This window comes from Agromyces sp. Y575 (assembly GCF_059445445.1).
The window spans coordinates 535,942-561,662 of record NZ_JCAIUI010000001.1 but is presented as its reverse complement, the minus strand read 5'-3'; the positions used below and the strand labels follow the sequence as shown (position 1 = coordinate 561,662).

The following is a 25,721-nucleotide window of genomic DNA, read 5'->3' as shown; positions in this document are numbered from 1 at the left end:
CGCGTGGGGAAGATCGATCAGAAGTTCGTTGCCATGGGCACGCTAATCGGTCGGCACATCAACGAGATCCTTGCAGCAGTCGGGCCGGCGATGGTCGACGTGCAGCGGGATGGATTGCGTTCAGTCGTCTGGGGCAGGACCAGTGCTTGGAGCGGCAGCTGGCAGATCAATCTAGTGTTCGATTCCTATGGGGTGTGCGCTCGGGTCGGCAACGAGACCCGATTCTGAGCCCGCGCCGTTGTCGCCAGCACAGTGTGCTTCGACTGCACGACTGACATTTCGCCCTTCGCGAGCAAAGCCGCAGCCCCCGGAGCACGGAGATCGGTATCGATGCGCCGGGCGAGGACAGGCAGGGGCCATCGGGACGCTCATCCGGCTCCGAACGCGGAAGTCCACCGCGACGTGACCACGTCCTGCAAACGGGACGGTGCACCGTGACGACGCCCGGCTCTCGGATCGTGATGTTGCGTGGTGTGGCGCTGCTGTCGTAGCTCGGCTGCGATCTATTGATTCCTCGTCGGAGCGTGGTGTGGGTAGCCGGCGAATGGCGGGGCGGTGCTCTCTGGCTTGTCGTAGAGCACGAGCTCGTTGGCTTGCTTGAGTGTGGACGCTGATGCCATCAGCACACGGTTGGCGGGGTCAAGATCCCATCGGATGATCAGGTAAACGTCTCCGTGCTTCACGTCTCGGTAACGGCAGATGACTGCTTTCGGGACGACGGGATCGTCGCGCATGCACAGCCATGTGTCGGTGTCGTAGCGGATTGGTTTGCGATCCATGGTGCTCTCTTGACGTTCAGCGGGTTCGGCGTATGCTCGCCTAAGCTTCGAACACATATTCGAACTTTGCAACCTCGGAGCGCGCCATGCAGACCCTCGCCGATCACGTCACACTCTGGTTCGAACGGGACATTCCTACCCGTCTCGTCTGGCGAGGCCGGCGCTGGTCGGTGACGGACACTCCGACTCCGCTGTTACGCGACGCGCGAGATTCCTGCGGCGTTCACTCATCCGCCCACAGTTCAGGTTGGGTGGCGCTTTCAAGCGAGCGGCGACGAGAATGATGTGCTCGTGGTCGATGTCCTTCGGGAAGGTGAGGGCTGGATCGTTGCCCACACATATGAATAGGGCCGGCACCATCCCGCATATCCGGAAGCCAGACACACCGGCGGTGAAGTATCGGTGTCCAGAGACTTCGCGCCCCCCGCAAGGACGCGAAGTAGATTCAGCCGGCGGGAGTTATGCACCCCGGCCGGGCGGTGCGCCCAACGCTGGGTAGCAAAGTTCGCAGTCGGCCGGGTCACCCGTACGCGCGGCCTCTCGTGCCGAATACCGTTGGCCGGCATTCGAAAGCCGGAGTCAACCGAAGCTACAGCAGTCCCCACCGATCGCCGCCGAACTGCTTGGCCACAAACTCGAGGATCACCGTGCAGGACGACATCAGCTTGATCGCGCGTTCGTTGTCGATGGTCGATGAACGCCGCCGCCGCGCATCGGCAGAGCAGCCCGCTAGCGTGGAGGAGCGAACGCATTCTCAGTCGCGCGTCGACGCTCGACATCGTCGACGACGAAGCGCACGAAGTCGTCGTCGCGGTGAGCGATTTCGACTTCGTCGACGGCTTCAGCCGCCGGTTCGCCGGGCCAGGCCGTCTGACGGGTAGGGCGGTCGCGGTCGAGGCGGGTGCCGGAGGCGGCGACCCAATCGCGAAGGCGGTTTCGGGCGTCAGCGAAGTCGCGGTGCCATCCGAGAGGGGCGGAGCCGTGTTGGTCGGGGTCGTAGGCGCTGAGCCAGTGGAGGTGGAGCGCGGAGAGTTCCCAGACAAGTTCAGGGTGGCGGTGCCAGAACGGCGGGATGATCGATGCCCGGAGGCCGTAGGTGTGGCGGAGCCAGTTCACCCAGCGGTTGAGCTCGATCCATTCGTTTTCGGCTTGTTCGGCGGTTAGCAGATTCCAGTTGACCGGATGTGGGGGCTCGGCGATCAGCGGTGCTTCGAGGTCATCGAACGCGTCGTCGTCAAACGCGGTGCCGCTGAACGCGCTGCCGCCGAGCAGTCGCTCCTGGTCAGCGGCAGCGGCAGCGCGTGCGGATGTGCCAGTCACGTCGGTTCACAGTCTGAGGACAGCAGATTCGGCGGGTGCTTGCACCTCACCATGTTGCGTGCGGGCTTCGTCGCGCTCGGTTCCGCTCACGTCGCGGCCGTTGGCCGCGGCATCGGTCTGGGGCACTGCGACGTTTCGACGGGTGCGGTCGACGTTGTATTCGGTACGGGCGAGGTCGTGGCCGATCTTCTTGGCGACGAACTCTTCGCGGTCGGTGATCTCGCCGTCGCGTTCGATCTGGAAGGTGCGGACGTAGCCTTCGGCGACGAAGCTGTCGCCCTTCGCGAAACGGGCCATGGCTCGGTCGGCGGTGGCGCGGTACGCGACGAGGTCGTGGAATGTGGGTGCGAGTTCGGTGAAGGCGCCGTCGTCTTCGCGCCGGAATCGGGGCTGGCCGATGCGGGCGTAGAAGCGGGTCTCCCCGCGTTCGGTGACGGTCTGCTGCGGTTCGGTCGCGATGAACCCCGAGATCGATTGCTGGGTGTGGAGAGCCATGGGACTGTGCCTTCCTGTGCCGGGCGAATCAATGATCCGCGCTCACCATCAGGTGCGCCTGGCGCCCCGGTGCAGCAGTCGCGCCCACGAGGCATCCCTATTCGACGGGCTCGGCAGCTTCGTCGGCTGTCGATTCGGATGCCGCTCGCGGTGGTGGTGCACGCAGCAGTGCCTCGATCTCCGCGCGTCCGGTGCGGAGGTCGTTCGCGTCGGCGCGGTTCGTCCACATGCGAAGCCGGGCGACGATCGGCGGCGCCGAGCGGAGCAAGATGAGGCCTGTGCCGAACGGAAGGGTGCGGATCGTGTCGGGCGGCATCGTCGCGATGCGGCGCACCGAGCGCTGGGCGGAGCGGGATCCGCGGTCGCCCACCGTGGTGGAGTCGGTGGTGTCGTCGCGGTCGCCGATGAGGGTGGAGAGGTCTTGGAGGTCTTTCGAGTTGGAAGCGCCCCCGAGCACGATCTTGACGATCGAGGCATCCCAGATCGTGCTGGCGGCGCTGTCGGACCACTTGGTGCGAGCCTGGGCGAGCGATTGCAGCACGGGCATGGTGGTGATGCCGGTGCCGCCGCCTTCGGCCATGAGGTTCGGCAGTGACGGGAGTGGGGCGAGGTTGCCGATCTCGTCGAGGGCGAGCAGCAGCGGCGGATCGAGGCGGGCGCCAGGGTTGCGGGCGGCGATTCTGCGGGCGGTCTCGATGAGGTCTTCGAGGAATGCAGCAACGAGGGATGCGGAGTTGTTCGCGCCTGCGCTGGTGGCCAATAGGTAGAGGGTGCCGTTGCTCTGTAGAAACGTTTCGGGATGGAATTGCTCGCTGTCACTGGGAGAGACTGCGTCGAGCACGCGTGGGTCGGCGAGCGCGGCGAGTGCGAGGGAGACGCCTTGCCAGATCGAGTCGCGGGTGCGTGGGTCGGCTTCGAGCATGGCCTGCAACGAGTCACCCCATCCGGTTGTCGCATTGGGGTTGGTGGTGAGAATCGCGACGGCGTCGGCGGCGGCTGTCGGGTCGAGGGTCCAGCGAAAGAGCTCTGCCGGGGTGCAGCGGTCGAGCGCGGCAGCGTGTAGGAGTGCTTGGAGGGCGACGCGGGTCTTGGCTTCCCAGAAGCCGCCGCCCTCGACACCGCCTGCGGCGAGTCCGGTGCCGGCGGCTAGGCCGGTGGCGCGGATCATCGCGGTGAGGGGGTCGTCGCAGCCACGGATCGGTGACCACCGCAGCCCGGCGGGCACTCCGGGGGCGAGTTGCTGTGGGTCGAAGACGGCGACGGGTCCGTGCTGCTGCCTGGCGCGCAGTGTCGCCGTGAGGTTGTCGGGGCGGGTAGAGGTCGCCACGACGGGGCCGGGTGCGTCGAGGATCGCGTTGATGACGATGTGCGCCCCTTTGCCGGAGCGGGGTGGGCCGATGACGAGGATCGAGTCTTCGATGGAGGCCCACACGTCAACACCGCGAGAGCTGCCGAGCCGATAGCCCACATCCGCTGGTTTCGCATCGGACAGTGAAGGACGCAGATGGCGGCCGCGTCTCATGAGTGCGGCTCGCGACGCCGCGCGGGTGACGTCGGTCTTCGTGGCGATGCCCGGTAGACGGTACGGGTCGACCCGTCGATTGCGGCTCGAAGTATGCAGCATCCGCCAGATCAGGATGACGGTAGCAACCGCGATCGCGAGTAGCAGCGCGGCGGTGACCCAGTATGCGGCCGGATGCAAGCCTGGAGCGCCGAGCGCGGTGCCGGGGTCGCCAGTGTTGAGGATGACGGCGAGGCCCGTTTCAGGGCCGCTGGTCGGTTGAGGGATGCCGGTGGCCCACGCCGCGGCGCTGCCGGCCGCGCGCAGCACGAGCGCGAGCGCGGCGGCACTGATTAGGACGCCTATGCCGAGGTTCGTGAGTTCGTCGCCGAGCCCGCCCGAGTTGCGTTCCATAGTCATCGGCTTATCGGGCGATATCCGTGCTGATGGGGAGGCCGCGGCGGGTGGGGGAGTAGGCGAAGGGCCGCTCGGCGGCATACCTGACGGCAGGGTCGGTCAGAGCGAGGATGTCATTGGCGTCGACGACGAGGGTAGCGACGCCTTCTTGGATTAGCCGGTGCGCGCCTGCGCTCGCGGGTGAGGTGAGCGGCCCAGGTGCGGCGGCGACGGGGCGGCCGAGCGCGTGAGCGTAGGCCGCGACGTTCAAGGCCGACGAGCGTTGCCCGGCTTCGACGACGATGGTTGCGCTGCCCAGGGCTGCCACGAGTCGGCCGCGCTGCAGGAACCGCCATTTCGTCGGCGCAGCACCAGGTGGGAGTTCGCTGACGAGGAGACCCCCGGAATGGGTGATGCGGGTGAAGAGGTCGTCATGCCCGCTCGGGTAGGCGCGGTCGAGTCCGCCGGCGAGGACCACGATCGTGTGTCCGGAAGCGGTGGCGGTCGCGGCGCGGATCGCAGCTGCGTCGATGCCGTAGGCACCCCCGGTCACGATCACCTTTCCGCTGTGGGTCAGGTCGGTGGCGAGGTCCGCGGTGATCCGATCGCCGTACGAGGTGGCCGCCCGCGAGCCGACCATCGTGACTCGGTCTGTCAACGGAGCCGTCAGCGGTGCCGAGTCGCCTTTGAGCCAGAGGGCGAGCGGTGCGCTCGGTCCGAGTTGGCTCAGCTCGGCCGGCCACGCTGCGTCACCGGGCGTGATCATCTGCAGATCCTGCTGCTCCATGCGCGCGTGGATGCCATCGGTCTCTGCGGGGCTTAGGCGTGCGGCGAGTCGCCGGCGCCAGAGCTCGCCTTCGGCAGGGTCGATGCTGGGCGGAAGGGTGCTTCTCGACTCGAGGAGCGTGAGCGTCTCGGCGGCACCGATGTGAGCGATGAGGGTGCCGGTGATGATGTCGGCTGGTTCTGACACCGTGGCGAGTGTCATCCTCGCTGCTCGTTCGTCTGCGGTCACGGCGCCTCCTCGGGTGTGTCCGACAGGTGCGCCGGGGCGCCCGTTGGCGCGCGGCATCCGCATCATTGGCCTTCCATCATGCGCGCCGTCGTGTCGAATGCGGCGAGCTCGTCGGGGTGCAGTTGGTGCTGCACGACGAAGCTGCGGTCTTTGACTCGCCACAGCCCTTGCCCGATGCCGAGCGTCGGCAGGAGTTTCTGCTCGGTGCCGGAGAGGCCGAGGGCGGTCGCGGTGGCGCCGAGTTGGTCGGGCTCCTGCCGGTAGATGATGCGGGTTTCGGCGTTCGCGAGGAGGGATGATGCGAGGGCGCGCATCGCGGAGCCGGAGTCGCCGACGTTGTCGAGGTCGGAGAGTTTGTGGAAGATCAGCATGTTCGCGATGCCGAAGTGACGGGCGAGACGCCATTGGGCGTCCATGCGGCGCAGGAGCGCTGGGTAGGCCATCAGCCGCCAGGCTTCGTCGTAGATCACCCAGCGCTGCCCGCCGGCGGCGTCGGAGAGGGCGGACTCCATCCACGCCGACGAGCAGGTCATTAGCACCGAGATCAGGGTGGAGTTCTCGGCAACACGGGACAAATCGAGAGAGACCATCGGCAGCGACGGATCGAACCGCACCGTCGAGGGACCATCGAACAAGCCGGCGAGATCTCCGGCGACGAGGCGCCGGAGGGCGTGCCCGACGAGGCGGCCGTCTTCGGCCAGGCGCCGCTCACGGTCATCCGTGATGCTGGGGTCGAGGATGCGGTCGACGACCATCGGCAGAATCGGCACCTCGGCGCTGCGCACCGCATCGCCGAGCGCCAAGTCGATCGCGGTGTGCTCGAGCGGGGACAGCGGGCGATCCAGGACCGTCTCGGCCAAGGCGCCGATGAGTCCACGACGGCGCGCGGCAAGTTGCGCGGCCCATTCGGCATCGGATGCCGCGGCCGGCCGGTGTCCTTCGTCGAGCGGGTTCAGCCGGTTGCGCAGGCCATGCCCGAGGATGATCGCTTTGCCGCCAACGGCTTCGGCGACGGCGGTGTGCTCGCCCTTCGGGTCACCCGGCACGTACACGCGCCGCCCGAACGGCAGCGATCGCGTGTACAGCGACTTCGCGAGTGACGACTTGCCGGAGCCGACAATGCCAGCGAGCACGACGTTCGGAGCGGTGATCATGCCCTGCTGATAGAGCACCCACGGGTCGTACACGAACGAACCGCCCGAGTAGAGGTCCTGCCCGACAAACACCCCGGCCGAGCCGAGGCCGGCCTCGGCGAGGAACGGGTAGTGGCCCGCGAGCGTTGCCGAGGTGTCCTGATGCTTCGGCAGCTTCAGCCGACCCGGCGTGCGGAGCGCGGCCGGGCCGTGCTCGCCCGGGGTCGGGAGGTAGGAGGCTGACCGTGCTTCGGCGCGTTCGGACTCGAATCGCGTTCGCCGTTCTGCCGCGTTCCCTTTGCGGGCGTCCTGCTCGATCTTCGAGGCAGTGCGCTTTCCGGCGCGCCGGTCCCGCCGTGGCTCGTCGCGGGGGCTGACCAGTGGGGCGGCGTGCACCCGCTCGTCGATGCTCACAGTGCCACGGCGCGATTCAGGTTCGCAGCCGACGTTGGTGTCGCCTGCCATGCGTCGGTGATAGCTCGCGATGACCGTTCCAACGGCGTGAGGACGGTGGCCACGCTGGAGACGAGTTCCGGCTCGGGCCTGCCGTCGTACCGGCGCAGCAGCGACACATAGCCGAACGTGTCGCTGTATGTCAGCGCGTATGGCGACCCGAACGGTTCGATCGTGTGATCGGTGCTGCCAGCGGGAACGGCGTCGTACACATACCCGTCCGCGAGGGCGGTCTCGATGGTTGCGTCGCCATGGTCGTACTCCCGCAGACGATAGATCGCGGAGATCGGGCCTTCGCGTTCGATCGTGCCGAGAAGTTCATCGGCTTCCTCGCCCTGCAGGAAGACGACGCTGATCCACCGCGTCGATGGCTCATCGCGTTCGAAGACGTACATGCTCGGCTCCAATCAGGATGCTTCGCATGCAAGGTGCACGTCCAAGCCCACGGCTTCGGAGCCATCAGGAACGGTCTCAGCCCCCAGCGCTACAGACTCCCGGCTGTCGGGTCCGCCCGACTGCGTCAGTGCTGACTACCAGAATTGTCAGTGGAGGAGCGATGTCAGTAAATGAAGATCAGAAGTTTCAAGCCGCAGTCGACAAACTAAACTCGTCAGCCGAACGCGCCCGGAAGCAGTGGGTCCTTGCTGCGCAGGCATACCGTCAGATGAGGGCGCGCACGGATTGGCCAGTAGTCAAGCCGGTCGCGGAGTTGACGGTCTACCTCACAAGCCTCGACTACGAGCTGAAGGTTTTGATTCACCGCTATCACAGCGACGTTGAGAACCGTGCGGTTTGGGAGCGATTCCTCGCCCTCGAGGTGTACGAGGCCGTGGAAGCCGTCCCGAAACGGCTTGGCGCGATCCTGCGCCGTACGGATGCGCGGTCTTCAGAGTTCCGCAAGTACAAAGAAGCGAACTCGATCTTCTCGGCAACAGTAAAGGCCATCCGTGAAGACCAGCCCGTCTGGGATCTCGTCAAGCGAATGCGGAACGAGGTCACGGCGCACCACGGGTCGAAAGGTGACGACCCAATGCTGGCCCACGTAGCGTGGGCGCTCGCGTCTGAGGCACATCGTGCAAATGGCTTGCAGTCGCACCGCAGCAAGGTGTCAGAGTATGCGGTGAGAGTCGGGAGTACCGTCCAGCAGATTGGCGCGCTGGTCTCGGCCAACAGCTAGGGCGTGTCTCCTTATTCACCGAGTTGGCTCGGGGAATGACGGGCGGGTGATTCGTGATGCCGTCTTGACTGGGCGTGTTCGCGCCCTCGTAAGAGCCATCGCCTTCTGGCTCTACGAAGTTTAAGAACCGCCTTAGTCGACCTGACGCGCGCTTGGTCGAAAGTCGCTGTCGGCTCGCGCGATTACGGCTTGTTTCACCATGTGCGCATAGTCGAGGCCGAAGTGCTCGGCAACTCGCTGGAGGAACCCTTCCATTTCGGCTGTCGCCGCGAGCACGCTGCCTGGAGTGCCTCGCTGCATCCTCGCGAACAGCTCGTTGTTGGCGTAGTCCTCGTACGCCAACATCTCTCGGTAGAACGCCTGTTCCTCCGCCGGACGCGTCTGGAAATCAGTGGGCTGAACTCGCTTGACGGCTTCGTCCAAGACAGCCGACGTGGCGTCAAGCGTGGCTTGGACGTACTCGGCGATCTCGTTCAGCATCCGCTCGCGGGCCGAGGTAGCGCGACCGATGTCTGTGCGTAGGTGACCGTGCCCCGATGAGTTTAATGCCTCTCCCTTGGAGGAAAGGGCTCGCACTGCGCCGTCGGGCGAGTACTGGAAGAGTGCGATGCCAGCGGATTCGGCGTAGGCGACTGCGGCCGGAGTGAAACCGGACAATGCGTAGAAGATCGCATGCTTGGAGTCGTGTGCCGCGCCGCGAAGTTGCTGAACGGCCGGGGCTCCGACGGGACTGGTCGCGTAGTGCTTGACCTGTGCGGCTGCACGGTCGGAGATGACATCCAGGCCGCCATCGACACCGAGTGGCGTGGCTTCCGCGTCACGAAACCCAAGGTCTCGCATGTGTTCCTGAGCAAATAGCTCGGCCTCGCGCCATGTCGCGATCAGAATCTCCATGTCCTGACGGTAGTCCCGGTGAGAAGGTGGATGACCGTACGCGCAATCGTTAAGGAGACACGCCCTAGCAGCTCCTGCAGAGAGGCAGCGACGCAGCGGTGAACGCCTGGGCCTGCTGACCCACAAGCCGACGTACTTCGCATGACGACTGGATCGCCGCTTGCTCGATTGCGGCAACCGCGGCATCGAGGTCGTCGACGGTTGGCGCCGTCACCGAGATGAGTCCGGTGACCCGGAGTACGCCGTGGCCGGCGGTGAGGTCGGCCTCTTGCTGAAGCACGTCTCCGTACTCCGCAGTTGCGGACGCATCCTCGATCTGACCGATTCGGCGTCGCTGGTGAGCGTCTGAGATGAGTTCAGTCTTCTTCTTGCGGATGTCTCGGGCAGCTTGGTCTGCGCGGACGGGGAGATAGTGGAGGGCGACCGTGCGCAGAATTCCGTTCGTGAAGACGAGTGGTGCGAGGAAGCCGGGGTAAACCTGTGAGCGGGGCCACTCGCTGATCCAGAGCACTGCGTGGAATGCCGTGTCGGTGCGGAGGCGGTCCCAGGTCTCGGTGACGGCGACGGGGCCGGCCGTCGCGAGTTCGCGGCCGAAATCCGGGTGGCGCTCGAGGCTCACGCCGACCGCCGGGTCGTAGGCGGTCCGCAGCGCGCTGGCGAGTTCGGGGGCCGTGAGCCATCTGCCCACGATGAGGTCGGCGGCGCGGAGTGCACTCGAGAGGGCGGTCATTTCTTGGCGTAGGACGGCGGCGGCGCCGCGCATCCCGCCACTGTTCGCCCGCACCTGCCGTGCGGCGGCGTTCAGATCGAGAGCGATACTGATGGTGGTCGCGTGGCGTTCTCCTGCGGGGCCGGCGCGTTCGATGAGGTCGCGGTAAGTCTTGGCGGCCCAGGAGTCGTCGTCGGTGCCGTGACGTTCCCACCATTCGGCGAGGCCGGTGCCGGAGTCGGGGAGGGTACGTTCATTGACTTGGATACGAGCGATACGCCCGGAGCGACAGGCGCCGGCGAGGACGCGTCCCCACCCTTGGACGCGGCGGTGTTGCTCGCCGGGGTCGACAAGCGCGAAGGCGGGGTGGGAGATCGCGATGATCGCGGTGAGGGTTTGCTGGTGCGGGTCGTGGATCATGACGGCGCCGGATTCAGGGTCGTGCCATTCACGCAGGGATGCGGCATCGCCGGGCAGCGCGAGGGTACCGACGGGACGTGGCCGGATGATGCGGCGCCGGTACGTGAGCTGCCCGCGAGCGACGCGCAGCATCCATTTGGTCGTGACGGGCACCCATTCGACGAGCTTGCGCCCGCCGAGGGGGATGACGGCGGTCAGGGCGGCGGCGCCCCAAAATGGCGACGACCAGGCGACGCCGGATGCCCCGGCCGTGTAGAGCGTTGACACGAGGGTGAGGAGGGCGACGGTAAGCGCGATGAGTTGCGGTGTGGAGAGGCCGAGCAGGATGCCTCGCTTCGTCAGCCTCGAGAACTGCACCGGTGCGAGTTTGTAGTCGCGGGCGGTATCTGTGTGCATGGTCAGGCATCCTTTCGCGGTGACGGCGGGGCCGCGGGTGTGCTTGGGGCCGGCGGGCGCGGGTGGGACGCTGGGCCGGGCGGCGCGGATGCAGGTGGCAGAGGTGTAGCCGAGGCATCCGCTGCACCGAAGTCGGAGTCGGCGGTCTGGCCGATGCTGCTGCCGAACTGGTGCCCGGCCTTCGCGGTCGCACCAATCACTTGGGCGCCGGCGACTGCGGCAATGCCGATCGGCCCGGCTGCCGCGCCTGCGCCCGCTGCTCCTGCGCCGCCGCTGGCTGCGCCAGTGCCAGAGGCTCCGGCTGAACCGCCAGCCGCCGCGCCTGCAGTGCTGCCAGCTCGTGCTCCGGCGTGCCCGGCGGTCGAGCCGGTCGGTGCGGGGCCGCCGCCCTGGGCACCCTTGCCCTCGCCTCCGCTTCCGCCGTCGAGGATCTTCTTCGCGTTGTCGATGCCGGGCCCTCCTGGCACCGGAACGGGACGGTTCAATGCCGACTTCGCCTCCTGCTCGCTGGACATGGCGTGGTACATGTCGAAGCCGACGAAGTTGAGGAACTTGTACGTGATGTACGGGGCGAACGCGGCGATGAACATCAGCACGATGCCGGCGATCGGGTCGCTGATCGAGGCGAGGTCGGCGTCGATCGGGGCGGCGACTTGCGCGATGGCGACGAGGAAGATCACGACGAGCACGAGCTTTGACAGCACGAGGGCCAGGACGAACGCGATCCATTTGGAGATCCAGCCCTTCGTGGCATCCCATGTCGCCCCTGCCAGTGCGATCGGGCCGAAGACGATCGCGACCAGCAGCAGCGCCTTGCGAATCAGGAGTGAGAACCACACGATCGCGGCGGCGCTCATCGCGAGGGCGGAAAGGAAGATCGTGACGATCGCGCCGACGCCGGGGGCGGCGATGTTGACCGTCGCGAGTCCGCCGGCGAGGAGGGCGATGCGGTCGCCCATGCCTTCCATGGTGTTGCCGGTTGCCTGCACGATGCCGATCGAGAGTTGGTCGGTGATCTCCAGCAGGAGGGCGGTGAGGCTGACGATGACGAACGAGCCGAGGATCGACTTGGCCAAGCCGATGCCAGCGCGGGGGAGGGCGGTTGGGTCGCGGCGGACGAGGCCGGTGATCAACTGCAGGAAGAAGAAGATCAGGGTGACGAACACGGCCACTCCGAAGAGGACGTTGAAGACCGCGAGGTAACTGGGATCCGTGACGTCGACGAGGGTTGTGGTGTCGAAAGCGGTCCAGACGGCTTCGAACATCCATGCTGCCGCGGCACCCATCGCGGCGGCCAGCCAATCAAAGGGTGCAGTGACCAGCGAGGCCGTGCCCTCGCCGACCGCGGTACAGATTTCGGCGATGACCGGGACGTCGCATACGCTCATCGTCCAGCCCTCGATCCGGCTGCGCGGCCTCAGATGGCCTGGCCGACGTTCCAGAAGAAGTTCGTCAAGGTCACGGCGGCGCCGCAGACGACAGCGGCACCGCACGCGATCAGCACGCCGGCCTTGCCGCGCGAGGCCAGGTGCGGGTTCGAGGAGTTCGAACCGAACCCCCACACAATCGCCGCGACGATCAGCGCGAGGACGGCCATGATCAGGCCAATCGTCATGACGGCGCCGACGATGATGCGCAGTTGGTCTATGCCGGGTAGACCGGTGCCGTTGGGGTCGATGTCGATCACAGTGGGCTCCTCAGTCGTAGGAAGGGTTCGACTGAGAGGTAAGCAACGTCCTCCCGAACAGACGGGGTTACGTCAGCCGATCGTGATCAACATGGAATAGACGCAATGTTCAGGCAGACAGCGGGGACTCGATACAGAACCTGCCAGTAGCAGCCACGCCGGTGCTTGCGGCGTCGCGGAGCATCTTGTAGGTTCCCGCGAATCATGTCCAATTCCCACCGCAGTTGTCACCGATTTGTCCAAACGGACAACTCTTCGGGATTCGATCGCGTTGCGGTTGTCGTACCCCGCCGTACCGCTTCGGGCATCTTCATCGGGCGGGGTAAACGGGCATCACCCGGTTTGAGCGCCTGGCGAGCATTCACTCAAGCCGGCAGCACGTGCGCTGGGGGACCGGCTTGGGGTCAACCCAGGGGGCAGCGCTCCAGGTCGCTGGGCCGAGTAATCGTGCTGGGAACGCTGCCCACGCGGGACCCCCAGGAGCCCGGGCGGGCGGAACGTCGTAGAAGTCCGGTTAGGAGACTTCACCATCGGATGGAGCTGAGCCAGGTGTTCCGGCACGTGCCACTGCCCACCGGGCTCATGGCGTGGCGCTGCCGGGAGGCTGGCGCAACTCAACGCTGAGCACCGTGGGCGGAGCGTCCGGGTACTGCTGCACGTCGATCCGTCTGGCGCCGCACTCGGCGCATCGCACGTAAAGAACCCGACCCCTTGATGTGGAGTGCGCCGACTCCACGATCCACCCGTGCTCATGACCCGTGAGCAGTTTTTGCGATGCCTGGACCGCGGCATCCGTGCTCACTCCGCTCGTTCTGCCCGTTGCGGGCGCTCTCTTGTCCATGCTCAGAGCCTGCCGCGTTCGCGCGCTCGTCGACAGCCCCCAGCCGACCGATGCGCGCATCCACCGGTCGGTCTATGCGCGCCATCCCGGGCGTCTCAGTCGCCGGGGCGACCGAACTCGGCGAGCCAGCCCTCGAGGAAGCGGCGCTCGGGTCGCGTCGGTGCCAGGCAGAGCGCCTCGCGGTAGCGCTCTGCCGCCTCGTCGAGCCGACCGCTGCGCCGCAACAGGTCGGCCTCGCGGCCGCGAGCAGGTGGTGGTCTCCGAGTCGGCCGGATGCCTCGAGGCCGGCAGCGCAAGCGCTCCCGCCGCTTCGCCCGCGAGACCGAGCGCGACGGCGCGATTGAGCTCGACGACGGGCGATGGCGTGATGATCGCGAGCTCGTCGTAGCAGGCGACGATCCTTATGGGACGCGGCTGTCGGCGGACGGGGACGCAATCGGATACGGATCGTCGCTAGGTCTCAGCCCCACCTTCGGCGTCGATCACGAAGTAGCTCCGCTCTCGGTCTGGAGGAGTTCGTCATCTTCCGTGGACTCTGCGCCCTCGAATCGACGACATGTGCCTCCGATGCCACTCCGACGTGGTGCCTACAAAGCCGCTCGCTGTGGCTCGGCCGATTGCCTGATCGACCACGTTCGCCGTCATGAGTTAGAAGTCGTGGCGCTCTCGACTCGAGATCACCGGCCGCGAGTAGGGTGTTTCTGTGATCACTTGCGTCGTGACCTACACCATCGACCCGAACAAGATCGACGCGTTCGAAGAGTTCGCGCAGGCCTGGATGAAACTCGTCACCAGCCATGGCGGCGTCCATCACGGCTACTTCTTACCATCGGAGGGGGCGAGCGACGAGGCCTTGGCACTCTTCTCCTTCCCATCGTTCGCCGACTACGAGATCTACCGGGTGAGGTTCGGTGTCGACCCCGAGTTCGTGCAGGCGGACCGCATTCGCGATTCGAGCGGATGCGTCATCCGGTACGAACGCACCTTCATGCGGCCGCTGCTGCCAGATGCCAGGCCCTTGACGAGCTGACCGTGCGAGTCAGCGCTCCATCATGGAGACGAGGCTAGGTGCCGCCATCGGTCGCGCCGAACCGATCACCTTGCGTGCAACTCCTGGTCGAGTGTCCAGTCCCGGACCGGCTTGCGGGCGGTATGAACCTCGATGATTCTCAAACGGCTGAGACGCCGCTCAGACAGTGGTCCCGTTCAGTGACGCGGTCAGCTGTCCGTATGCGCCGTCATCATTATCGACACTAGGATGCCTCGCAAGTCCGGTCCGAGCCTGGCGACGGCGCGGGCCGGGGGAAGCTGGCTGAAGGCCTCCGAATATGCCTCATTCATGCCGGCGAATTCATCTGGTTGCGCGAGTAGCACCGTGACTAGGGTGACGTCTGCAAGGGTGCTTCCGCCTGCGTGGAGGATGGCCTCGCAGTTGCGCAGTGCCTGCCGCGTCTGATCCTGGATCGATGACCCCGCCAGCTCGCCGGTCGCCGGGTCGATCCCGACCATTCCCGACACGTAGATCGTCGAACCCGCTCGCACACCCTGGCTGTAAAGCGGAGAGCTCGGCGCGTTCTCCGTACTGATGATCTGCCTGTTCATGGACCGGAGCATATTCCCGTGGTGGGCAAGAACAACCGAAAATGCCACACACGTCCTGACATGCACGAAGCCGAGACGGCAGCGCCCGAAACCCGACCCGCTACCGGGACATCCTCCGTGCGCGTCTAGTGCGTGCCCGATAGGGCACGATGGCCCCGTGGAAGTGAATGAATCGATCACGGGGATCAAGGCAAAGCTGAGTCGTGCGGTCCGTCACATGGAGGAGGTGGATCGTCTTGCGATGGCGTTCATGGACTCCGGGCCAACTCGCGTGGATTTGGAATCGCGCGCAGAGACGCAGGACTATGTCGCTTCCGTGCGCGTCACACCAGCTCCGCTCGGCTTGGCGCTCGCCTTCGGTGACGCGATTCAGAACTTCAGGGCAACGCTCGACTACATGGCGCGCGCTTTGGTCTTGGCGCACGGGCAGGCCCCGATCGACGGCGGCCGCGGCTCCACCCAGTTTCCGATCTATCTCACTTCTCCCCGCGACGCTCTCAGGGTCAGGCCTGGAGTCTCGGACGAGGCGTTGGCGATCATCGAGAAATTTCAGCCGTACAACGCGGCGACTCCCGCCCTGCATCCTCTGTGGCGACTGCAGCAGATCAGCAACCACGACAAGCACCGACTGTTGCATGTCACGGCCATCAGTGGCACCTATCTCGCATCGCTCGTACCGTTGCAAGCAACAGCGCCCGAGCTCACCGAGGAAACGGCTCGATACCCCATACAACTCGTCGACGGCCATCGAGAGATCATTCGACCCGAAAGCGGCTATATCGGTGCTGCGCGACTAGCGGGTCAAATTTCCAACACTGTCGTTCTGGGGGATTCAGACGCCTCCTGGTCAGAACAGCTTCTGCTCCTCGGAGGCAGCATCAATCGATTCTTGATCGAGGAGGTTCTGCCGCCTCTCTCAGAGATCGTGCAACGGGCGCATGGGCACTGAACGATCCCTTGCGGTGCACATCCACTCCGCGTAGTGGACGCTGGTGAAATGACCGTGGAGCGGACAGTCGGCATCGTCTTGTCGCTATTGGAAGGGCGGTGGCTCGAGAGCGAAGAGGCAGCAGTCGCTTCTCTGCGGCGACTTGGATTCGCTGTGATGCCTGGCCACGGCACAGTAGTACTGCCGTCTGGTTCGCGGCAACGCGAACTGATAGCTGTCCCCGGAATCGATCACGCCTCACTGTCGATCCTGGACGGCGCGCCCACCAACATCACCTTCTTCATCGCTTCCTCTCCTGAGCGAGAGAACCTAGCCACAAGGTCGGCATATGAGAACCTGCTCGCTTCGCTCGCGACGACTCTGTATTCGCCAAAACGATTCTGGGCGGACGAGCCCACACCTGTGTTCTGGCACCACTCAGATCTTGAAGTCGGGGCTCAGCTCTTCGACCGCCGCGATAGCGCCGTGATGGTGTGGGTAGAAGATCGGGCTCGAAGCAAGGCGGCCGAGAAACGAGCTCTCGCGAATCGGGACGCACGAAATTGCTAGTGCCGTCGGCAAGCCGATAGGCCTTGGCACGCCCGCAAACGGATCGGCTAGGGGCACCGACTCGCCGTGCGAATAGTCCGTAGCCCAGGATGCGACCCATCGCAGAGGCGAAGCCATTAAAGGTCAAGCCGGGTGGGGCATACTATTGCCGCCATGCGGATGCCGAACGTCCTCCGAGTTGCAGTCGGAGCTATATTCGCCCTCGGCACCATTTGCCTCACGGGTTGTGGTGCCACCGCTCTGGACGTCGCGGAGCAGAACTTACGGGCCCAGGCAAAAGAGATTCCCGCCCTGCTCGAATATGTCGTGCAGAACGGGGCGGCGGATAGTCCCGAAGCCTTGCTCAAGGCGGTTGGAGGCAACTACTTTGGCTTGGATCTTAGGGATCCGGCCGACGCAGATTTTCAGAGACACCCCATCGCTTTCTACAACCTCGACGCGAACGACGGTGCGATTCGCGTCAGTTTTGTTCTTTGGAGCACCGGAGCCGCTGGCGGATACCCACCAGGCGACGAGGCAAGTGTCTTTGCATGTTTGGAGGCGCAGGGGTCGCCTGACCGATCGGAGATTCAGGTCGTCCCGCTGAACTGCCCGACCTGGATTACAACAGACTATGCAGGACCCGATGCCGTCGCCTTGACGCTGGAGAACGTGTAGACGCGGGTCCCGCCGCAAGATGTGCCTTACGGCACGCCTCCTGCCTAGCGTCTCGTAACCCTTGGCATACGAGCCAGGTGAGGTTACGAGACACCTGTCTCTATTTAGGTCAATATCAGTCCTGATTAGATTTTAGGGTTGCGGCATCACTTTCGATTGGAGCACCCATGACCATCCTCATCACCGGCGCGACCGGAGCCGTCGGCCGGCACATCGTCGACGAACTGCTTGCGACTGGCGCAGCCGTGCGCGCCGTCACCCGCGACCCCGCAAAGGCGGCACTGCCCGCCGGGGTCGATGTCGCACAGGTCGACTTGGCCGACGCATCCACTCTCACGCCTGCCCTCTTCGACGGAGTCGATGCCGCGTTCGTCTTCCCGACCGACCACCCGCTCAGCGCATTCCTCGACGCCGCGATCTCTGCTGGCGTCGACCATTTCGTCGTGCTGTCGTCGCTCGCCGTGTCGGCCGAGTTTCCGCGCGATATCGGATCTGCGAGCCAGGTGCATCACCTCGCCATCGAGAACGCCGTCTCCTCGCGCACCGCGCGCTGGACAATGCTCCGTCCCGGCACCTTCGCCAACAACCTGCTGTCATGGGCATACCCGATCACGTCGACGGGCCGCGTGACAGCGCCATACATTCACTCGGCACAGACGCCAATCCACGAGGCCGATGTCGCGGCAGTCGCCGTGCTCGCCCTCACGCAGCCGGGCCACGAGGGCAAGGTCTACGAGCTGACCGGGCCCCAGTCGCTCACCAAGATCGAACAGGTCGCCGCCATCAGCGCGGCCATCGACCGCGAGATCGCAATCGACGAAATCACGCCCGAGGAATTCACCAACGACGTGTCGCGGTTCATCCCCACGGACGTGATCATGATGTTACTGAACTACTGGCGCGACACAGTCAACGCGCCCGACATCCCCAAAACCTCGGTCACCGACCTCACCGGCCACCCCGGACGAACCCTCACCCAGTGGGCTCTCGACCACAAAGACGCCTTCGCGGGCTGACACGCATCGTGCACACATGCCGTTGCGCAATCCTTCGGCCCCGCGGAGGCTGCAACGACTGTGGAGGAGTGGAGCTCTAACCCGGCGCTATTCTGAATGCACTTTCTGCAAATAGTTGGAATAGTGCTGGTGAAGACCGTTATCCGTTTTCACATTAATCGTCGGTCTCTGCGGCGAACGCGCTGTTGGTTCCCGGTATCTTCCCGAAGTGCGAGTGAGATCCGCCGTGGGCTCCTTGCTACCAGGCAGTCCGACGGTCGCCGCCGCGGTGAACGGAACGCCGAATTGACGTGCGCCGCGCCAACCCGCGGCCTCTCCGACTAGTACGAGCCCGCCGCCCGCCGTGGCATCGACGTGCTCGCGCATGCGGTCAAGTCGTTCGACCGAGGTCGTCTTGAAGTCACTGACCCTATCGCTGGAATCGAAATAGAAGTTCGTCCGCGGAGAGCGTCGATGGAATGGCGACGAGCGCATCGATGAGATCTGCAGACACTGCACGAATCGTATCGCCGCATCCGCGGGAACACTCCCCTTCGTAGGGGCTAAAGATTCGCCCCGATGCCAAGCAGGAAGTTTGCCCACGCCACGCCGAGGCCGGCGAGGATCGCCGCGCCGCATGCGACCCAGAGCCCAAGACGGGCGCGAGTAGCGGTTTGGAAGTGGCCGTTGGCGGTGGCGAGCGCCCAGGTGATGGCGCTGATGATGATCATGAGCACGGCGAAGATCAAGACGTACGTCATGAGGGCGCCGATGATGCTGCGGAGTTCGGCGGCGGCGCCGACGGCGCCGAAGTCGGGGAAGATGTCCATATCAGAGCGTCCTTTCGGGGCGGCATCCGGCGAGGCTGACCTCTGCATCGCCGATGCCGGCGGCGCCGTGTTCGGCGAGCCAGTCGAGCGCGTCGACGGCGGGTTGGCCTTGCCCGCCAGGGTGGATCTCGAGGTGCAGGTGCGGACCAGTGGACTTGCCGGCTGAGCCGACGTCGCCGATGTGCTGGCCGGCGGCGACGCTGTCGCCGGCTTTGACGTGGATTCCGGTGTCGTACATGTGCGCGTAGTACGACGCAACGGTCTGGCCGGCGACGGTGTGCTCAAGTACGATCAATCCGCCGTAAGTGCCGCGCGGGCCGGCGAAGGCGACGCGGCCGTTAGCGACCGCAAGAATCGTGGTGCCGCCAGGCGCGGCGAGATCGCTACCGGCGTGGAAGACTCGGGCGCCGGTGACGGGGTCGGTGCGCCAACCGAAGCTGTCGGTACTCGTGTAGCTGCCTTGCGGAAGAGGGAACACGAGCTGCGTCGTCTCGGGCACGCGGGGGAGGCCGCCGCCAATGTCGGTCGAGTTCGACCGCGTGAGCGTGGCGAGGATCGCCTCGGCGACGGGCTCGTAGTCGCGGTAGCGATCGGGGTAGGCGCTGACCTCGACGGCCTGCGCAGCCGCGCCGCGTTCAAGCTGCTGCCAGGTGGGGATGTCGAGTAGCCCCCGCGGCGAGCCGCCGTTCGGCCCGGACGGCCCGCCGAAGAAGGCGCGGGCCTGGTAATTCGGATCCATGAGTTCGGCGACGGTGCCCCATCCAGAGGCTGCGCGCATCTGAAAGAGTCCGAGGGAGTCGTGGTCGGATCCGCGGCCGTCGTTCGGGTAGCCGGTCGATTCGGGGTAGGCGCTGGGGTTGGCAAGCATCCTGAGGCCCGACTCGGTGAGAGCGGCCATGAGCGCGATGAGCACCCCGTCTCGGCCGACGCCGGCGATTTGCGAGCCGGTCGTGATGATCGTGGCCGCATGCGTCAGTTGTCGACGGTTCAGCGTGAGGGCCTGGCCGCTGGCGGTACGGGCGGTGAGAGCGTCGGGGATGCTGCCGACGATGAGCGAGCCCGACGCGCACGAGCGCGCGGCCGGGTTGACGAGCGCGGCGACGCTCACGAGCCCGGCGGGCGGGCCGATGAAGACGAGCACTAGCAGGATGACGAGGAATTTCTTCACCAGGCATCCTCACTGCAGCGGCGCGTCGGGGCGCGACAGCCGCAGAAGCTCGCACGGCTGGTCAGTCGGGCAGTCGATGAAGACGGTGAACGACACCAGGCGGGAGCTCTCGACGAGCTCGCGGTTCCAGGCGCCGTCGCGGTAGGCAGTGCCGGTCACGGTGTAGGCCACGGTGGTCTTCGAGAGCTGATCAGCGGATGCCTGTGCGAGGGCGGTAGTCCAGGCATCCGGAACCTTGACCGTGTCGATGTCGAGGCGCTGCCGAGTGCCATAGGTCTGCAATTGTTTCCAGACGGTGGAGGCGGGAAGGTAGGCGCGCACATCGGTCGCGACGCCGACCGCCTCGTCGGCGTCCGCGACGTCGACGAGGGGCTGCGCCCACTCGGCGGCGTTCTCGGGCGCTCGCGTGTCCCAGTTGAAGAGCGACCGAGCGACGCTGCGCGCGAAGCGTTCGGGGTCGGATGTCTCGGCAACCGTGTGCGGTGAGGAGATCGGGTCAGGTCGAATTGGCGCCATGCTTGCTGCCGACCCTGGAAGAGACTCGCGCTCGGCTTTGACCGCTGGCCCGCGCAGGAGTCCGTAGATGCCCACACCGATGAGCGCGAGCAGGATGCATCCGCCCGCCACAACGGCGATGATCAGCCGGCGACGATCGGCAAACAGCATGGTCGTCTCCTCTGCAGCGTCCCGATGAGCAAGGTCACGAGGCAGGTGCGCGCGAGGTCAGCGGGCGATCGCCTGAGACGGGTTCCGGAGCGCCCGGATCGCCTCGGCGAACGAGACCGTGCCGGCGACAGTCGATTCGAACTGATCCCACTGCTCGTCGGTGAGCTCCGCTGCGATCTCGTCGAGGTCGAAGTGCAGCCACCACTCCCACAGGTCGGACCACTGCAGCACGAACGCCCGGAGCGGCAGCTTCACGATCTCATCGCCTTCGCTCCCAGCTGGTCGGCTACGTCGCTTCGATCGCGATTCTGCTTTCACGCGGGCGAGTGCTTCCTTCGCGAGCTGTTCGAGATCCACAGGCGTGGTGGATCCGTCGATCGCGTGCAGCTGCGTCGCCACAGTCCGCAGTGCCGGCTTGACCGGTGCGCCACCGTCGATGGCCACGAGCGCTCGCGCCGCGTAGGCTCTGAGTTCGTCCGTGGCATCCTCGTCATCGACGATCTGCTGCAGCCGCCCAATGCGTTCGTGCGTGTTGTACGAGCGCATGCCGGTCACCAGTTGTGCCGCCTGCGCACGGGTGTCACCGGAACCCCGAGGGAGCGGTGCCGCACCGGGTGCGGCACCGCTCTGGTGCACGCCGCCGGCTCCGAACCGACCGGCTGATTGCCGCAGCTGGGCGTCTTCGGCAAGCAGTTGCTTGACCTCGCGGTAGAGAGCTGCTGCTTCGGTCGGGGCGAGGGACTTGTGCAGGGCGTTGTCGTCCTGTTCGGCGAGTAGCCGTGCGAGGTCGTCGGAGATCCCGGATCGCACCCACACGCTCACCGCCCGATGCCCGAGCCGACGCAACGCTGCGAGCCGCCGAGCCCCGCAGACGAGGTCGCCATCGGGCGTGACCGTGATCGGCTGCAGCAGCCCCTGGCGTTCAATGGAGGCGGCGAGGGCGTCGATGTCGCCGAGGTCCGTGCGGTGTCGGGCGCCGACGCGGATCGAGTCGATCGCTCGCTCGAGCTCGATGTGCCCCTGGCCGCTGCTCATGCCGTCACCCACGGAGTGTTGACGACAACGTCGGTGACGAGGTCGTCGTCGTGCAGCAAGGCGCGAAGAGGCTCGCCAACGAGCAAGCGCAGCAGGATGCCTCGGCCCGCGACGGTGTGCTGATGCATCGGGTCGCAGCATCCGAGCAGGGCCTTGAGCATGGCGTGCCAGGCTCTCTGCGGCAGGTCGAGTTGAGCGCGAGCCGCGTAGTCACGGCGGAGGGATTCATACGCGGATGCTCGGGACGGGGCATCCGCAAGTCGACCGCAGACGTACTCGACGCCGGTGCGGGCGCGGTCGGACGGCCAGCCGAGCAACGTGAAGAGGGTGATCGCGTCGTGGATGGCAGCGTTCACGTCCTCGCGCGGCGCCGTTTCAGCGTCGGTGATCGCGTCGGCGGCGGCGGTGCGGAACGCCGGGTGGTACTCAGGCAACTCATGCTCGCGGTCGCTGAAACGCTCGGCATCGTGGAACACCGACACCTTCGCGCGCCGCGCCTGATGCACCGAGCACAGCAGTCCCTGCGCGCGTTCCTCGGCGATGCACGTAACCTGCACGGCGCGGGTGACCAGCGCCCACGGGTCATCCGCGCGGATCGTCGCCGGAGCGCGCATCGCGTCGAATGCCGCGGAAGCGGCCTCCCACGGGTCGAGGCGGTGCTTGCGGGCGAGGGCCGAGTATTTCTCGGCGGCGTACTGGAGGAGGGCGTTGGCTTCCGGGTCGGTGCGCCAGGCTCTGCCGTCGGAGTCCTGCATGCGCTTGAGTAGCATCCTCAGGCCTTCGGAGTTCCGGAATGGCTCCGGTTCGCGCTCCCGCGTCGAGCTCCAGTTCATCGCGGCACCTCCCGTCGGATCGGTGCGTGTTGCCGCGGTTTCCAGGATGCTCACGACTCACCGCCGTCCCATCCCTGGGCGGGCAAACCGGGGGTGCTCGCTGGAGCGGCCGAACTCGGAGAGGGGGGCCAGTTTCGCCGCCCGCTCGCGGATCGCCCGCCTCGTCGTCGCCGGCGCGCGGCGGAGGCGCCGGGCGAGGTCCGCTTCGAGATCAAGCCCGCGGCCGGCAATGCGGCCGGTGCCGGTGCTCAACAGGTCGGATGCCCGCACCCACACGATTCCTGGCCGCTGAGCGGGTCGGCTCGGGTCGAGGGCGCGAGCCGGATCGGCCTCGGTCACGCTGTTGCGGGGGGCGAGCGCGGCGCGAATGCGCTCGGCGACGTCGCCGGTCGGTGCTTCCGCGTTCGGGATACCTGCGCGCCAGTCATCCCCGAAGCGGCGGTTCTGCTCGAATTCGTCTTCATCCATCGGTCGCGCCCTCCCTTACGGTGCCGGTCTGCGACGTAGGTGCGCCGACATGGTCACGCAGCCACCGGCCGATGGTCGAGGGGTGTACGCCGAGCTGACGCGCGATCGCCGAGTTCGACCAACCGAGCGCACGCAGGGAGGAAGCGTCGTCGCGCGGTACGAGGCCGGCGGCGGGCTGCTGACGGATGATCGTGGCCGCCGGCATTCTCGTCGGCGACTTCGCGGCTGCGGGCGCCGTGGCCTCGGCGGAAGCCCTCTTCCGTGGAGCGCGCATGAGGACCGAGGTCAGGTGGGTAATCGCAAGCAGTACGAGCGGCGGGACGGCCGAGACGGATGCCGCGAGGAACAGCGGCACCTCGATCGAGTCCGCGACAATCGCGTGGATGGCGTTCGCGGCGACGGAGATGGCGGCGCCGGCGATGAGGAGCATCCACGGATACCACGCGACCCGCGACCGCGCGAGCGCGACGGCAGCCACCGTGGCGACAACGATGATCCCGTCGACGATGAGCGGCCATACCCACGCGTGTGCAGCATCGAAACCGGAGCGGCGCGCGAGGTCGCTGAGCGACGTGAACGACAGCCAGAACGCGCCAGCTGCGATGAACACGGTGCCCACTACAGCGGTGATCATCGCGAGGCGGACGCCGTCGGGGCGAGAGCTCGGGCGGGTCAGGGCAGGCATCGCGACTCACCTGCCCTTCGCGGTGGGGACGGGTGAGCGGACCAGGGGATCGGCGGTACTTGCCTCGGTCCTGGTGGCCCCGGTGGCCTGGCCGAAACTTGACGGCTGGCGGATCGGATCGTGGTCGCGATCTCACCATTCGCGAGGCCGGCGCTTGCCGCAGCCGGCGCCAGTGCGGATGCGACGGCGTCAGGTGGATACCCGGCTTCGGCCAGCCGGCAGGCGGCCCAGAACAGACCGGCGTTCCGCTCGCCCTCTTGGAGGTGGCCTACCCATCCGGCGAGCCTGCTCGGGTCGAGTGCAGCGGCTGGCGCCGACTCTGCCGAGCGCGTCGTTGGTTGTGTCCGACGCGGGTCGACGAACTCGCGAAGTGTGACGGCGTCGACGGGCTTCGTGTGAGCGGTTGACACGGAGAAGAGCCGGTACGCGACGCGGCCGCGATCCGTCGCCAGGGTCGATGGCGGCGCGATCACGTAGCCGCCCGTCCCGCGGAAGTCGATGCGCGCGCTGGCAGCCTGCCAGCAGTGCTGCGGGCGGGACCGCATCGCTGGGAAATACACGTGCAGGCCACCAGATGGCGTACGAACCCGGGCGAGTTCGCCGTCGACAAGTCCGGCGGTGGCGGCGCGCTCGAACGTTGGGAAGCCCGATCCCGCGAGGCCCTTCGCGTCGACATCGACGACGTCGATCCCGGAGGCGCTGCCGGTCGGCATACCGAGGTTCGCCTCGGGCCAACGAGCCCACCAGGCGAGGATCTGGTCGGGGTCGCAGCTCGCATCGTGGAATCCCGCCGAGGTCAAGGGTCGCTTCTCGTCGCGGGCACATGGGAAGACCGGGACGCCAGCACGAGCGATTGCGATCGCCGCGTCGCTCGTCGGCATCTGGTTCGTCGTCAACAGCAGCTCTGCGATGTCCATCAGAGGCTCCGCGCTTCGAGTGCCTCCGGCTGCCGCTCGGGCGACGCGGCAGCGGTCGCGCTGACGCGCTGGGCGGGCGTAGACCGATCGAGTCCGGGAGGATCCCCGGCGCCCCTTTGCGTGGTGGGGAGCTGATCGAGTATCGCGGCGGCGGTTCGTCGCACACGCTCACCGGTCTCCTGTACCACTTCGGTCGGCCTTTTGGCCTGCACCGAGTTCGCCCATGACGAGACGTACGGGATCGTGTAGTCACTCGTGTCCATCCCGTGCGCCGCGCCGATCATCAGCGCGACCGACTCTGCTTCGACCTCGCCGATCCCGCGATGCGACACCGCATCGCTGGCGGGCCCGTGCATCCTGATGTGCGCGAGCTCGTGCGCGAGTGTCTTCATGCGGGCAGCGGCATCCATGTCGTCGCGCACCATGACCTCGCGAACCCCGAAATCGGTGACACCGTTCGCGCCGCGCAGCTCCGAGACATCCGTCACCATCGACAGGCTGAAGCCCTCGTCGCCTACGATCGCTGCCAGCCCATCCCAGAGTCCCAGCGGTGCCTCGCCGCGGAGCAGGCGCGGAACCGGGAGGTCGGGCAGCGGGTGGCCGTCAGTCTGCGAGACATCCCACACGTACGCCGGCCGGACTCCGATCATTCGCGGGCGGACGATCTCGCCGGCACGTGGGCGCTCGTTCCGCTCGAGTCGGCGCCACGAGTCTGCATCCATCGGCGACGACGTCGCGAACCGCGCGGTGAGCGGGGCGAAGATCATGTACCCGTGCTGGCCGGCGATCACGCGGCGACCGAGTATCTGCCACTGCTTGAAGCCGGCGATGTACGTCGGCATCGGGTCGGGTACGCGGCCCAGCCGGTAGGCGGCGTCGTGCTGCCACCAGATCAGCAGCGTGTTGTTGAACGATCGCGTGCGGAACCGGGCGGCGAACTCGAGCGCGCGCTTCCACTCGTCGCCGGTGACGAGCGTCTCGACGGACGCGACAAGGTTCTCGTGCAGCTCGGCGAGCTTCGCCTCCCAGTCGTGATGCGGTTGCGGATTCGTCGACACGGTGACCACCCTTCGGAACGACCGTCGCGCTGACGTGCGCGGCTGACGCATAGGTGTGCCCGCTTGCGCACGGATGCTCCGGGCGCAGGGAGC

At 66.4% G+C, this 25,721-nt stretch carries 29 protein-coding genes; 7 read left to right on the top strand and 22 right to left on the bottom strand.

The window, feature by feature from the left end:
* The first annotated feature begins 3 nt into the window (after positions 1-3).
* Positions 4-228, top strand: a complete 225-nt coding sequence (locus AC1C2U_RS02745) for a hypothetical protein (RefSeq protein ID WP_495360188.1) — start codon at positions 4-6, stop codon at positions 226-228.
* 275 nt (positions 229-503) lie between these two features.
* On the opposite strand, the gene AC1C2U_RS02740 is transcribed toward AC1C2U_RS02745, so the two are convergent.
* The 7 genes from AC1C2U_RS02740 to AC1C2U_RS02710 all read right to left on the bottom strand — a co-directional run bounded on the left by AC1C2U_RS02740 (position 504) and on the right by AC1C2U_RS02710 (position 7,487).
* A complete protein-coding gene (locus AC1C2U_RS02740; RefSeq protein WP_495360187.1) occupies positions 504-779 on the bottom strand; it encodes a hypothetical protein in 276 nt (91 codons plus the stop codon).
* A 729-nt stretch (positions 780-1,508) separates the two neighbouring features.
* On the bottom strand, positions 1,509-2,051 hold the full coding sequence (locus AC1C2U_RS02735) for a hypothetical protein (RefSeq protein WP_495360829.1): 543 nt from the start codon (positions 2,049-2,051) through the stop codon (positions 1,509-1,511).
* A 54-nt stretch (positions 2,052-2,105) separates the two neighbouring features.
* Positions 2,106-2,594 (bottom strand): single-stranded DNA-binding protein, encoded by a 489-nt coding sequence (locus tag AC1C2U_RS02730; protein WP_495360186.1) that lies wholly within the window; start codon positions 2,592-2,594, stop codon positions 2,106-2,108.
* A gap of 97 nt (positions 2,595-2,691) precedes the next feature.
* The gene (locus tag AC1C2U_RS02725) at positions 2,692-4,509 is read right to left on the bottom strand and encodes a type IV secretory system conjugative DNA transfer family protein (protein ID WP_495360185.1); all 1,818 of its coding nucleotides are present in this window, start codon (positions 4,507-4,509) and stop codon (positions 2,692-2,694) included.
* A 10-nt stretch (positions 4,510-4,519) separates the two neighbouring features.
* Positions 4,520-5,464: a DNA-processing protein DprA gene (gene dprA / locus AC1C2U_RS02720; RefSeq protein ID WP_495360184.1), complete on the bottom strand. Its 945-nt coding sequence runs from the start codon at positions 5,462-5,464 to the stop codon at positions 4,520-4,522.
* Between the two features lie 104 nt (positions 5,465-5,568).
* Complete coding sequence (locus AC1C2U_RS02715) at positions 5,569-7,104, bottom strand: putative type IV secretion/conjugal transfer ATPase (RefSeq protein ID WP_495360183.1); 1,536 nt, start codon at positions 7,102-7,104, stop codon at positions 5,569-5,571.
* Positions 7,050-7,487: a hypothetical protein gene (locus tag AC1C2U_RS02710; RefSeq protein ID WP_495360182.1), complete on the bottom strand. Its 438-nt coding sequence runs from the start codon at positions 7,485-7,487 to the stop codon at positions 7,050-7,052. Before AC1C2U_RS02710 ends, AC1C2U_RS02715 begins: the two co-directional genes overlap by 55 nt.
* Before the next feature lie 161 nt (positions 7,488-7,648).
* Here AC1C2U_RS02710 and AC1C2U_RS02705 point away from each other — a divergent pair, with 161 nt between their 5' ends.
* Positions 7,649-8,269, top strand: a complete 621-nt coding sequence (locus tag AC1C2U_RS02705) for a hypothetical protein (protein ID WP_495360181.1) — start codon at positions 7,649-7,651, stop codon at positions 8,267-8,269.
* 132 nt (positions 8,270-8,401) lie between these two features.
* Here the strand turns inward: AC1C2U_RS02705 and AC1C2U_RS02700 are convergent, their stop codons facing one another.
* From AC1C2U_RS02700 to AC1C2U_RS02680, 5 genes are all read right to left on the bottom strand, one after another.
* A complete protein-coding gene (locus AC1C2U_RS02700) occupies positions 8,402-9,163 on the bottom strand; it encodes a restriction endonuclease (protein WP_495360180.1) in 762 nt (253 codons plus the stop codon).
* Between the two features lie 64 nt (positions 9,164-9,227).
* Complete coding sequence (locus AC1C2U_RS02695; protein ID WP_495360179.1) at positions 9,228-10,688, bottom strand: SCO6880 family protein; 1,461 nt, start codon at positions 10,686-10,688, stop codon at positions 9,228-9,230.
* A gap of 2 nt (positions 10,689-10,690) precedes the next feature.
* Positions 10,691-12,076: a conjugal transfer protein TrbL gene (locus AC1C2U_RS02690; RefSeq protein ID WP_495360178.1), complete on the bottom strand. Its 1,386-nt coding sequence runs from the start codon at positions 12,074-12,076 to the stop codon at positions 10,691-10,693.
* Between the two features lie 29 nt (positions 12,077-12,105).
* A complete protein-coding gene (locus AC1C2U_RS02685) occupies positions 12,106-12,375 on the bottom strand; it encodes a DUF6112 family protein (RefSeq protein WP_495360177.1) in 270 nt (89 codons plus the stop codon).
* A gap of 936 nt (positions 12,376-13,311) precedes the next feature.
* Positions 13,312-13,440 (bottom strand): hypothetical protein, encoded by a 129-nt coding sequence (locus AC1C2U_RS02680; RefSeq protein WP_495360176.1) that lies wholly within the window; start codon positions 13,438-13,440, stop codon positions 13,312-13,314.
* 479 nt (positions 13,441-13,919) lie between these two features.
* Between AC1C2U_RS02680 and AC1C2U_RS02675 the strand changes: the two genes are divergently transcribed.
* A complete protein-coding gene (locus AC1C2U_RS02675; RefSeq protein WP_495360175.1) occupies positions 13,920-14,246 on the top strand; it encodes an NIPSNAP family protein in 327 nt (108 codons plus the stop codon).
* A 188-nt stretch (positions 14,247-14,434) separates the two neighbouring features.
* Here AC1C2U_RS02675 and AC1C2U_RS02670 read toward each other — a convergent pair whose 3' ends face one another.
* Positions 14,435-14,818: a RidA family protein gene (locus AC1C2U_RS02670; RefSeq protein WP_495360174.1), complete on the bottom strand. Its 384-nt coding sequence runs from the start codon at positions 14,816-14,818 to the stop codon at positions 14,435-14,437.
* A gap of 157 nt (positions 14,819-14,975) precedes the next feature.
* Here AC1C2U_RS02670 and AC1C2U_RS02665 point away from each other — a divergent pair, with 157 nt between their 5' ends.
* The 4 genes from AC1C2U_RS02665 (at position 14,976) to AC1C2U_RS02650 (ending at position 17,989) form a co-directional block, all read left to right on the top strand.
* On the top strand, positions 14,976-15,767 hold the full coding sequence (locus AC1C2U_RS02665) for a hypothetical protein (RefSeq protein WP_495360173.1): 792 nt from the start codon (positions 14,976-14,978) through the stop codon (positions 15,765-15,767).
* Between the two features lie 48 nt (positions 15,768-15,815).
* On the top strand, positions 15,816-16,316 hold the full coding sequence (locus AC1C2U_RS02660) for a hypothetical protein (RefSeq protein ID WP_495360172.1): 501 nt from the start codon (positions 15,816-15,818) through the stop codon (positions 16,314-16,316).
* A gap of 153 nt (positions 16,317-16,469) precedes the next feature.
* Complete coding sequence (locus AC1C2U_RS02655) at positions 16,470-16,973, top strand: hypothetical protein (protein WP_495360171.1); 504 nt, start codon at positions 16,470-16,472, stop codon at positions 16,971-16,973.
* Positions 16,974-17,140: 167 nt separating this feature from the next.
* Complete coding sequence (locus AC1C2U_RS02650) at positions 17,141-17,989, top strand: SDR family oxidoreductase (protein ID WP_495360170.1); 849 nt, start codon at positions 17,141-17,143, stop codon at positions 17,987-17,989.
* Positions 17,990-18,531: 542 nt separating this feature from the next.
* Here AC1C2U_RS02650 and AC1C2U_RS02645 read toward each other — a convergent pair.
* The 9 genes from AC1C2U_RS02645 to AC1C2U_RS02605 all read right to left on the bottom strand — a co-directional run bounded on the left by AC1C2U_RS02645 (position 18,532) and on the right by AC1C2U_RS02605 (position 25,628).
* Positions 18,532-18,798 (bottom strand): DUF6112 family protein, encoded by a 267-nt coding sequence (locus AC1C2U_RS02645; protein ID WP_495360169.1) that lies wholly within the window; start codon positions 18,796-18,798, stop codon positions 18,532-18,534.
* 1 nt (position 18,799) lies between these two features.
* Positions 18,800-19,966, bottom strand: coding sequence for a M23 family metallopeptidase (locus tag AC1C2U_RS02640; RefSeq protein WP_495360168.1), 1,167 nt, complete (start codon positions 19,964-19,966; stop codon positions 18,800-18,802).
* 9 nt (positions 19,967-19,975) lie between these two features.
* A complete protein-coding gene (locus tag AC1C2U_RS02635; protein ID WP_495360167.1) occupies positions 19,976-20,632 on the bottom strand; it encodes a hypothetical protein in 657 nt (218 codons plus the stop codon).
* Positions 20,633-20,689: 57 nt separating this feature from the next.
* Positions 20,690-21,667, bottom strand: coding sequence for a ParB N-terminal domain-containing protein (locus AC1C2U_RS02630; protein ID WP_495360166.1), 978 nt, complete (start codon positions 21,665-21,667; stop codon positions 20,690-20,692).
* Positions 21,664-22,422: a hypothetical protein gene (locus AC1C2U_RS02625; protein ID WP_495360165.1), complete on the bottom strand. Its 759-nt coding sequence runs from the start codon at positions 22,420-22,422 to the stop codon at positions 21,664-21,666. Before AC1C2U_RS02625 ends, AC1C2U_RS02630 begins: the two co-directional genes overlap by 4 nt.
* A gap of 135 nt (positions 22,423-22,557) precedes the next feature.
* A complete protein-coding gene (locus tag AC1C2U_RS02620; RefSeq protein WP_495360164.1) occupies positions 22,558-22,968 on the bottom strand; it encodes a hypothetical protein in 411 nt (136 codons plus the stop codon).
* Positions 22,961-23,653 (bottom strand): DUF2637 domain-containing protein, encoded by a 693-nt coding sequence (locus tag AC1C2U_RS02615; RefSeq protein WP_495360163.1) that lies wholly within the window; start codon positions 23,651-23,653, stop codon positions 22,961-22,963. Before AC1C2U_RS02615 ends, AC1C2U_RS02620 begins: the two co-directional genes overlap by 8 nt.
* Positions 23,641-24,570 (bottom strand): bifunctional DNA primase/polymerase, encoded by a 930-nt coding sequence (locus AC1C2U_RS02610; protein ID WP_495360162.1) that lies wholly within the window; start codon positions 24,568-24,570, stop codon positions 23,641-23,643. Before AC1C2U_RS02610 ends, AC1C2U_RS02615 begins: the two co-directional genes overlap by 13 nt.
* Positions 24,570-25,628: an ArdC-like ssDNA-binding domain-containing protein gene (locus AC1C2U_RS02605; protein ID WP_495360161.1), complete on the bottom strand. Its 1,059-nt coding sequence runs from the start codon at positions 25,626-25,628 to the stop codon at positions 24,570-24,572. Before AC1C2U_RS02605 ends, AC1C2U_RS02610 begins: the two co-directional genes overlap by 1 nt.
* Positions 25,629-25,721: the final 93 nt, after the last annotated feature.

Bases quoted from the DNA above. Each gene is read 5' to 3' on its own strand.
- AC1C2U_RS02740 (WP_495360187.1), bottom strand. From the start codon at position 779: ATGGATCGCAAACCAATCCGCTACGACACCGACACATGGCTGTGCATG.
- AC1C2U_RS02730 (WP_495360186.1), bottom strand. From the start codon at position 2,594: ATGGCTCTCCACACCCAGCAATCGATCTCGGGGTTCATCGCGACCGAA.
- AC1C2U_RS02725 (WP_495360185.1), bottom strand. From the start codon at position 4,509: ATGGAACGCAACTCGGGCGGGCTCGGCGACGAACTCACGAACCTCGGC.
- AC1C2U_RS02715 (WP_495360183.1), bottom strand. From the start codon at position 7,104: ATGGCAGGCGACACCAACGTCGGCTGCGAACCTGAATCGCGCCGTGGC.
- AC1C2U_RS02710 (WP_495360182.1), bottom strand. From the start codon at position 7,487: ATGTACGTCTTCGAACGCGATGAGCCATCGACGCGGTGGATCAGCGTC.
- AC1C2U_RS02705 (WP_495360181.1), top strand. From the start codon at position 7,649: ATGTCAGTAAATGAAGATCAGAAGTTTCAAGCCGCAGTCGACAAACTA.
- AC1C2U_RS02700 (WP_495360180.1), bottom strand. From the start codon at position 9,163: ATGGAGATTCTGATCGCGACATGGCGCGAGGCCGAGCTATTTGCTCAG.
- AC1C2U_RS02695 (WP_495360179.1), bottom strand. From the start codon at position 10,688: ATGCACACAGATACCGCCCGCGACTACAAACTCGCACCGGTGCAGTTC.
- AC1C2U_RS02690 (WP_495360178.1), bottom strand. From the start codon at position 12,076: ATGAGCGTATGCGACGTCCCGGTCATCGCCGAAATCTGTACCGCGGTC.
- AC1C2U_RS02670 (WP_495360174.1), bottom strand. From the start codon at position 14,818: ATGAACAGGCAGATCATCAGTACGGAGAACGCGCCGAGCTCTCCGCTT.
- AC1C2U_RS02660 (WP_495360172.1), top strand. From the start codon at position 15,816: ATGACCGTGGAGCGGACAGTCGGCATCGTCTTGTCGCTATTGGAAGGG.
- AC1C2U_RS02655 (WP_495360171.1), top strand. From the start codon at position 16,470: ATGCGGATGCCGAACGTCCTCCGAGTTGCAGTCGGAGCTATATTCGCC.
- AC1C2U_RS02650 (WP_495360170.1), top strand. From the start codon at position 17,141: ATGACCATCCTCATCACCGGCGCGACCGGAGCCGTCGGCCGGCACATC.
- AC1C2U_RS02645 (WP_495360169.1), bottom strand. From the start codon at position 18,798: ATGGACATCTTCCCCGACTTCGGCGCCGTCGGCGCCGCCGCCGAACTC.
- AC1C2U_RS02635 (WP_495360167.1), bottom strand. From the start codon at position 20,632: ATGCTGTTTGCCGATCGTCGCCGGCTGATCATCGCCGTTGTGGCGGGC.
- AC1C2U_RS02630 (WP_495360166.1), bottom strand. From the start codon at position 21,667: ATGAGCAGCGGCCAGGGGCACATCGAGCTCGAGCGAGCGATCGACTCG.
- AC1C2U_RS02625 (WP_495360165.1), bottom strand. From the start codon at position 22,422: ATGCAGGACTCCGACGGCAGAGCCTGGCGCACCGACCCGGAAGCCAAC.
- AC1C2U_RS02620 (WP_495360164.1), bottom strand. From the start codon at position 22,968: ATGGATGAAGACGAATTCGAGCAGAACCGCCGCTTCGGGGATGACTGG.
- AC1C2U_RS02615 (WP_495360163.1), bottom strand. From the start codon at position 23,653: ATGCCTGCCCTGACCCGCCCGAGCTCTCGCCCCGACGGCGTCCGCCTC.
- AC1C2U_RS02610 (WP_495360162.1), bottom strand. From the start codon at position 24,570: ATGGACATCGCAGAGCTGCTGTTGACGACGAACCAGATGCCGACGAGC.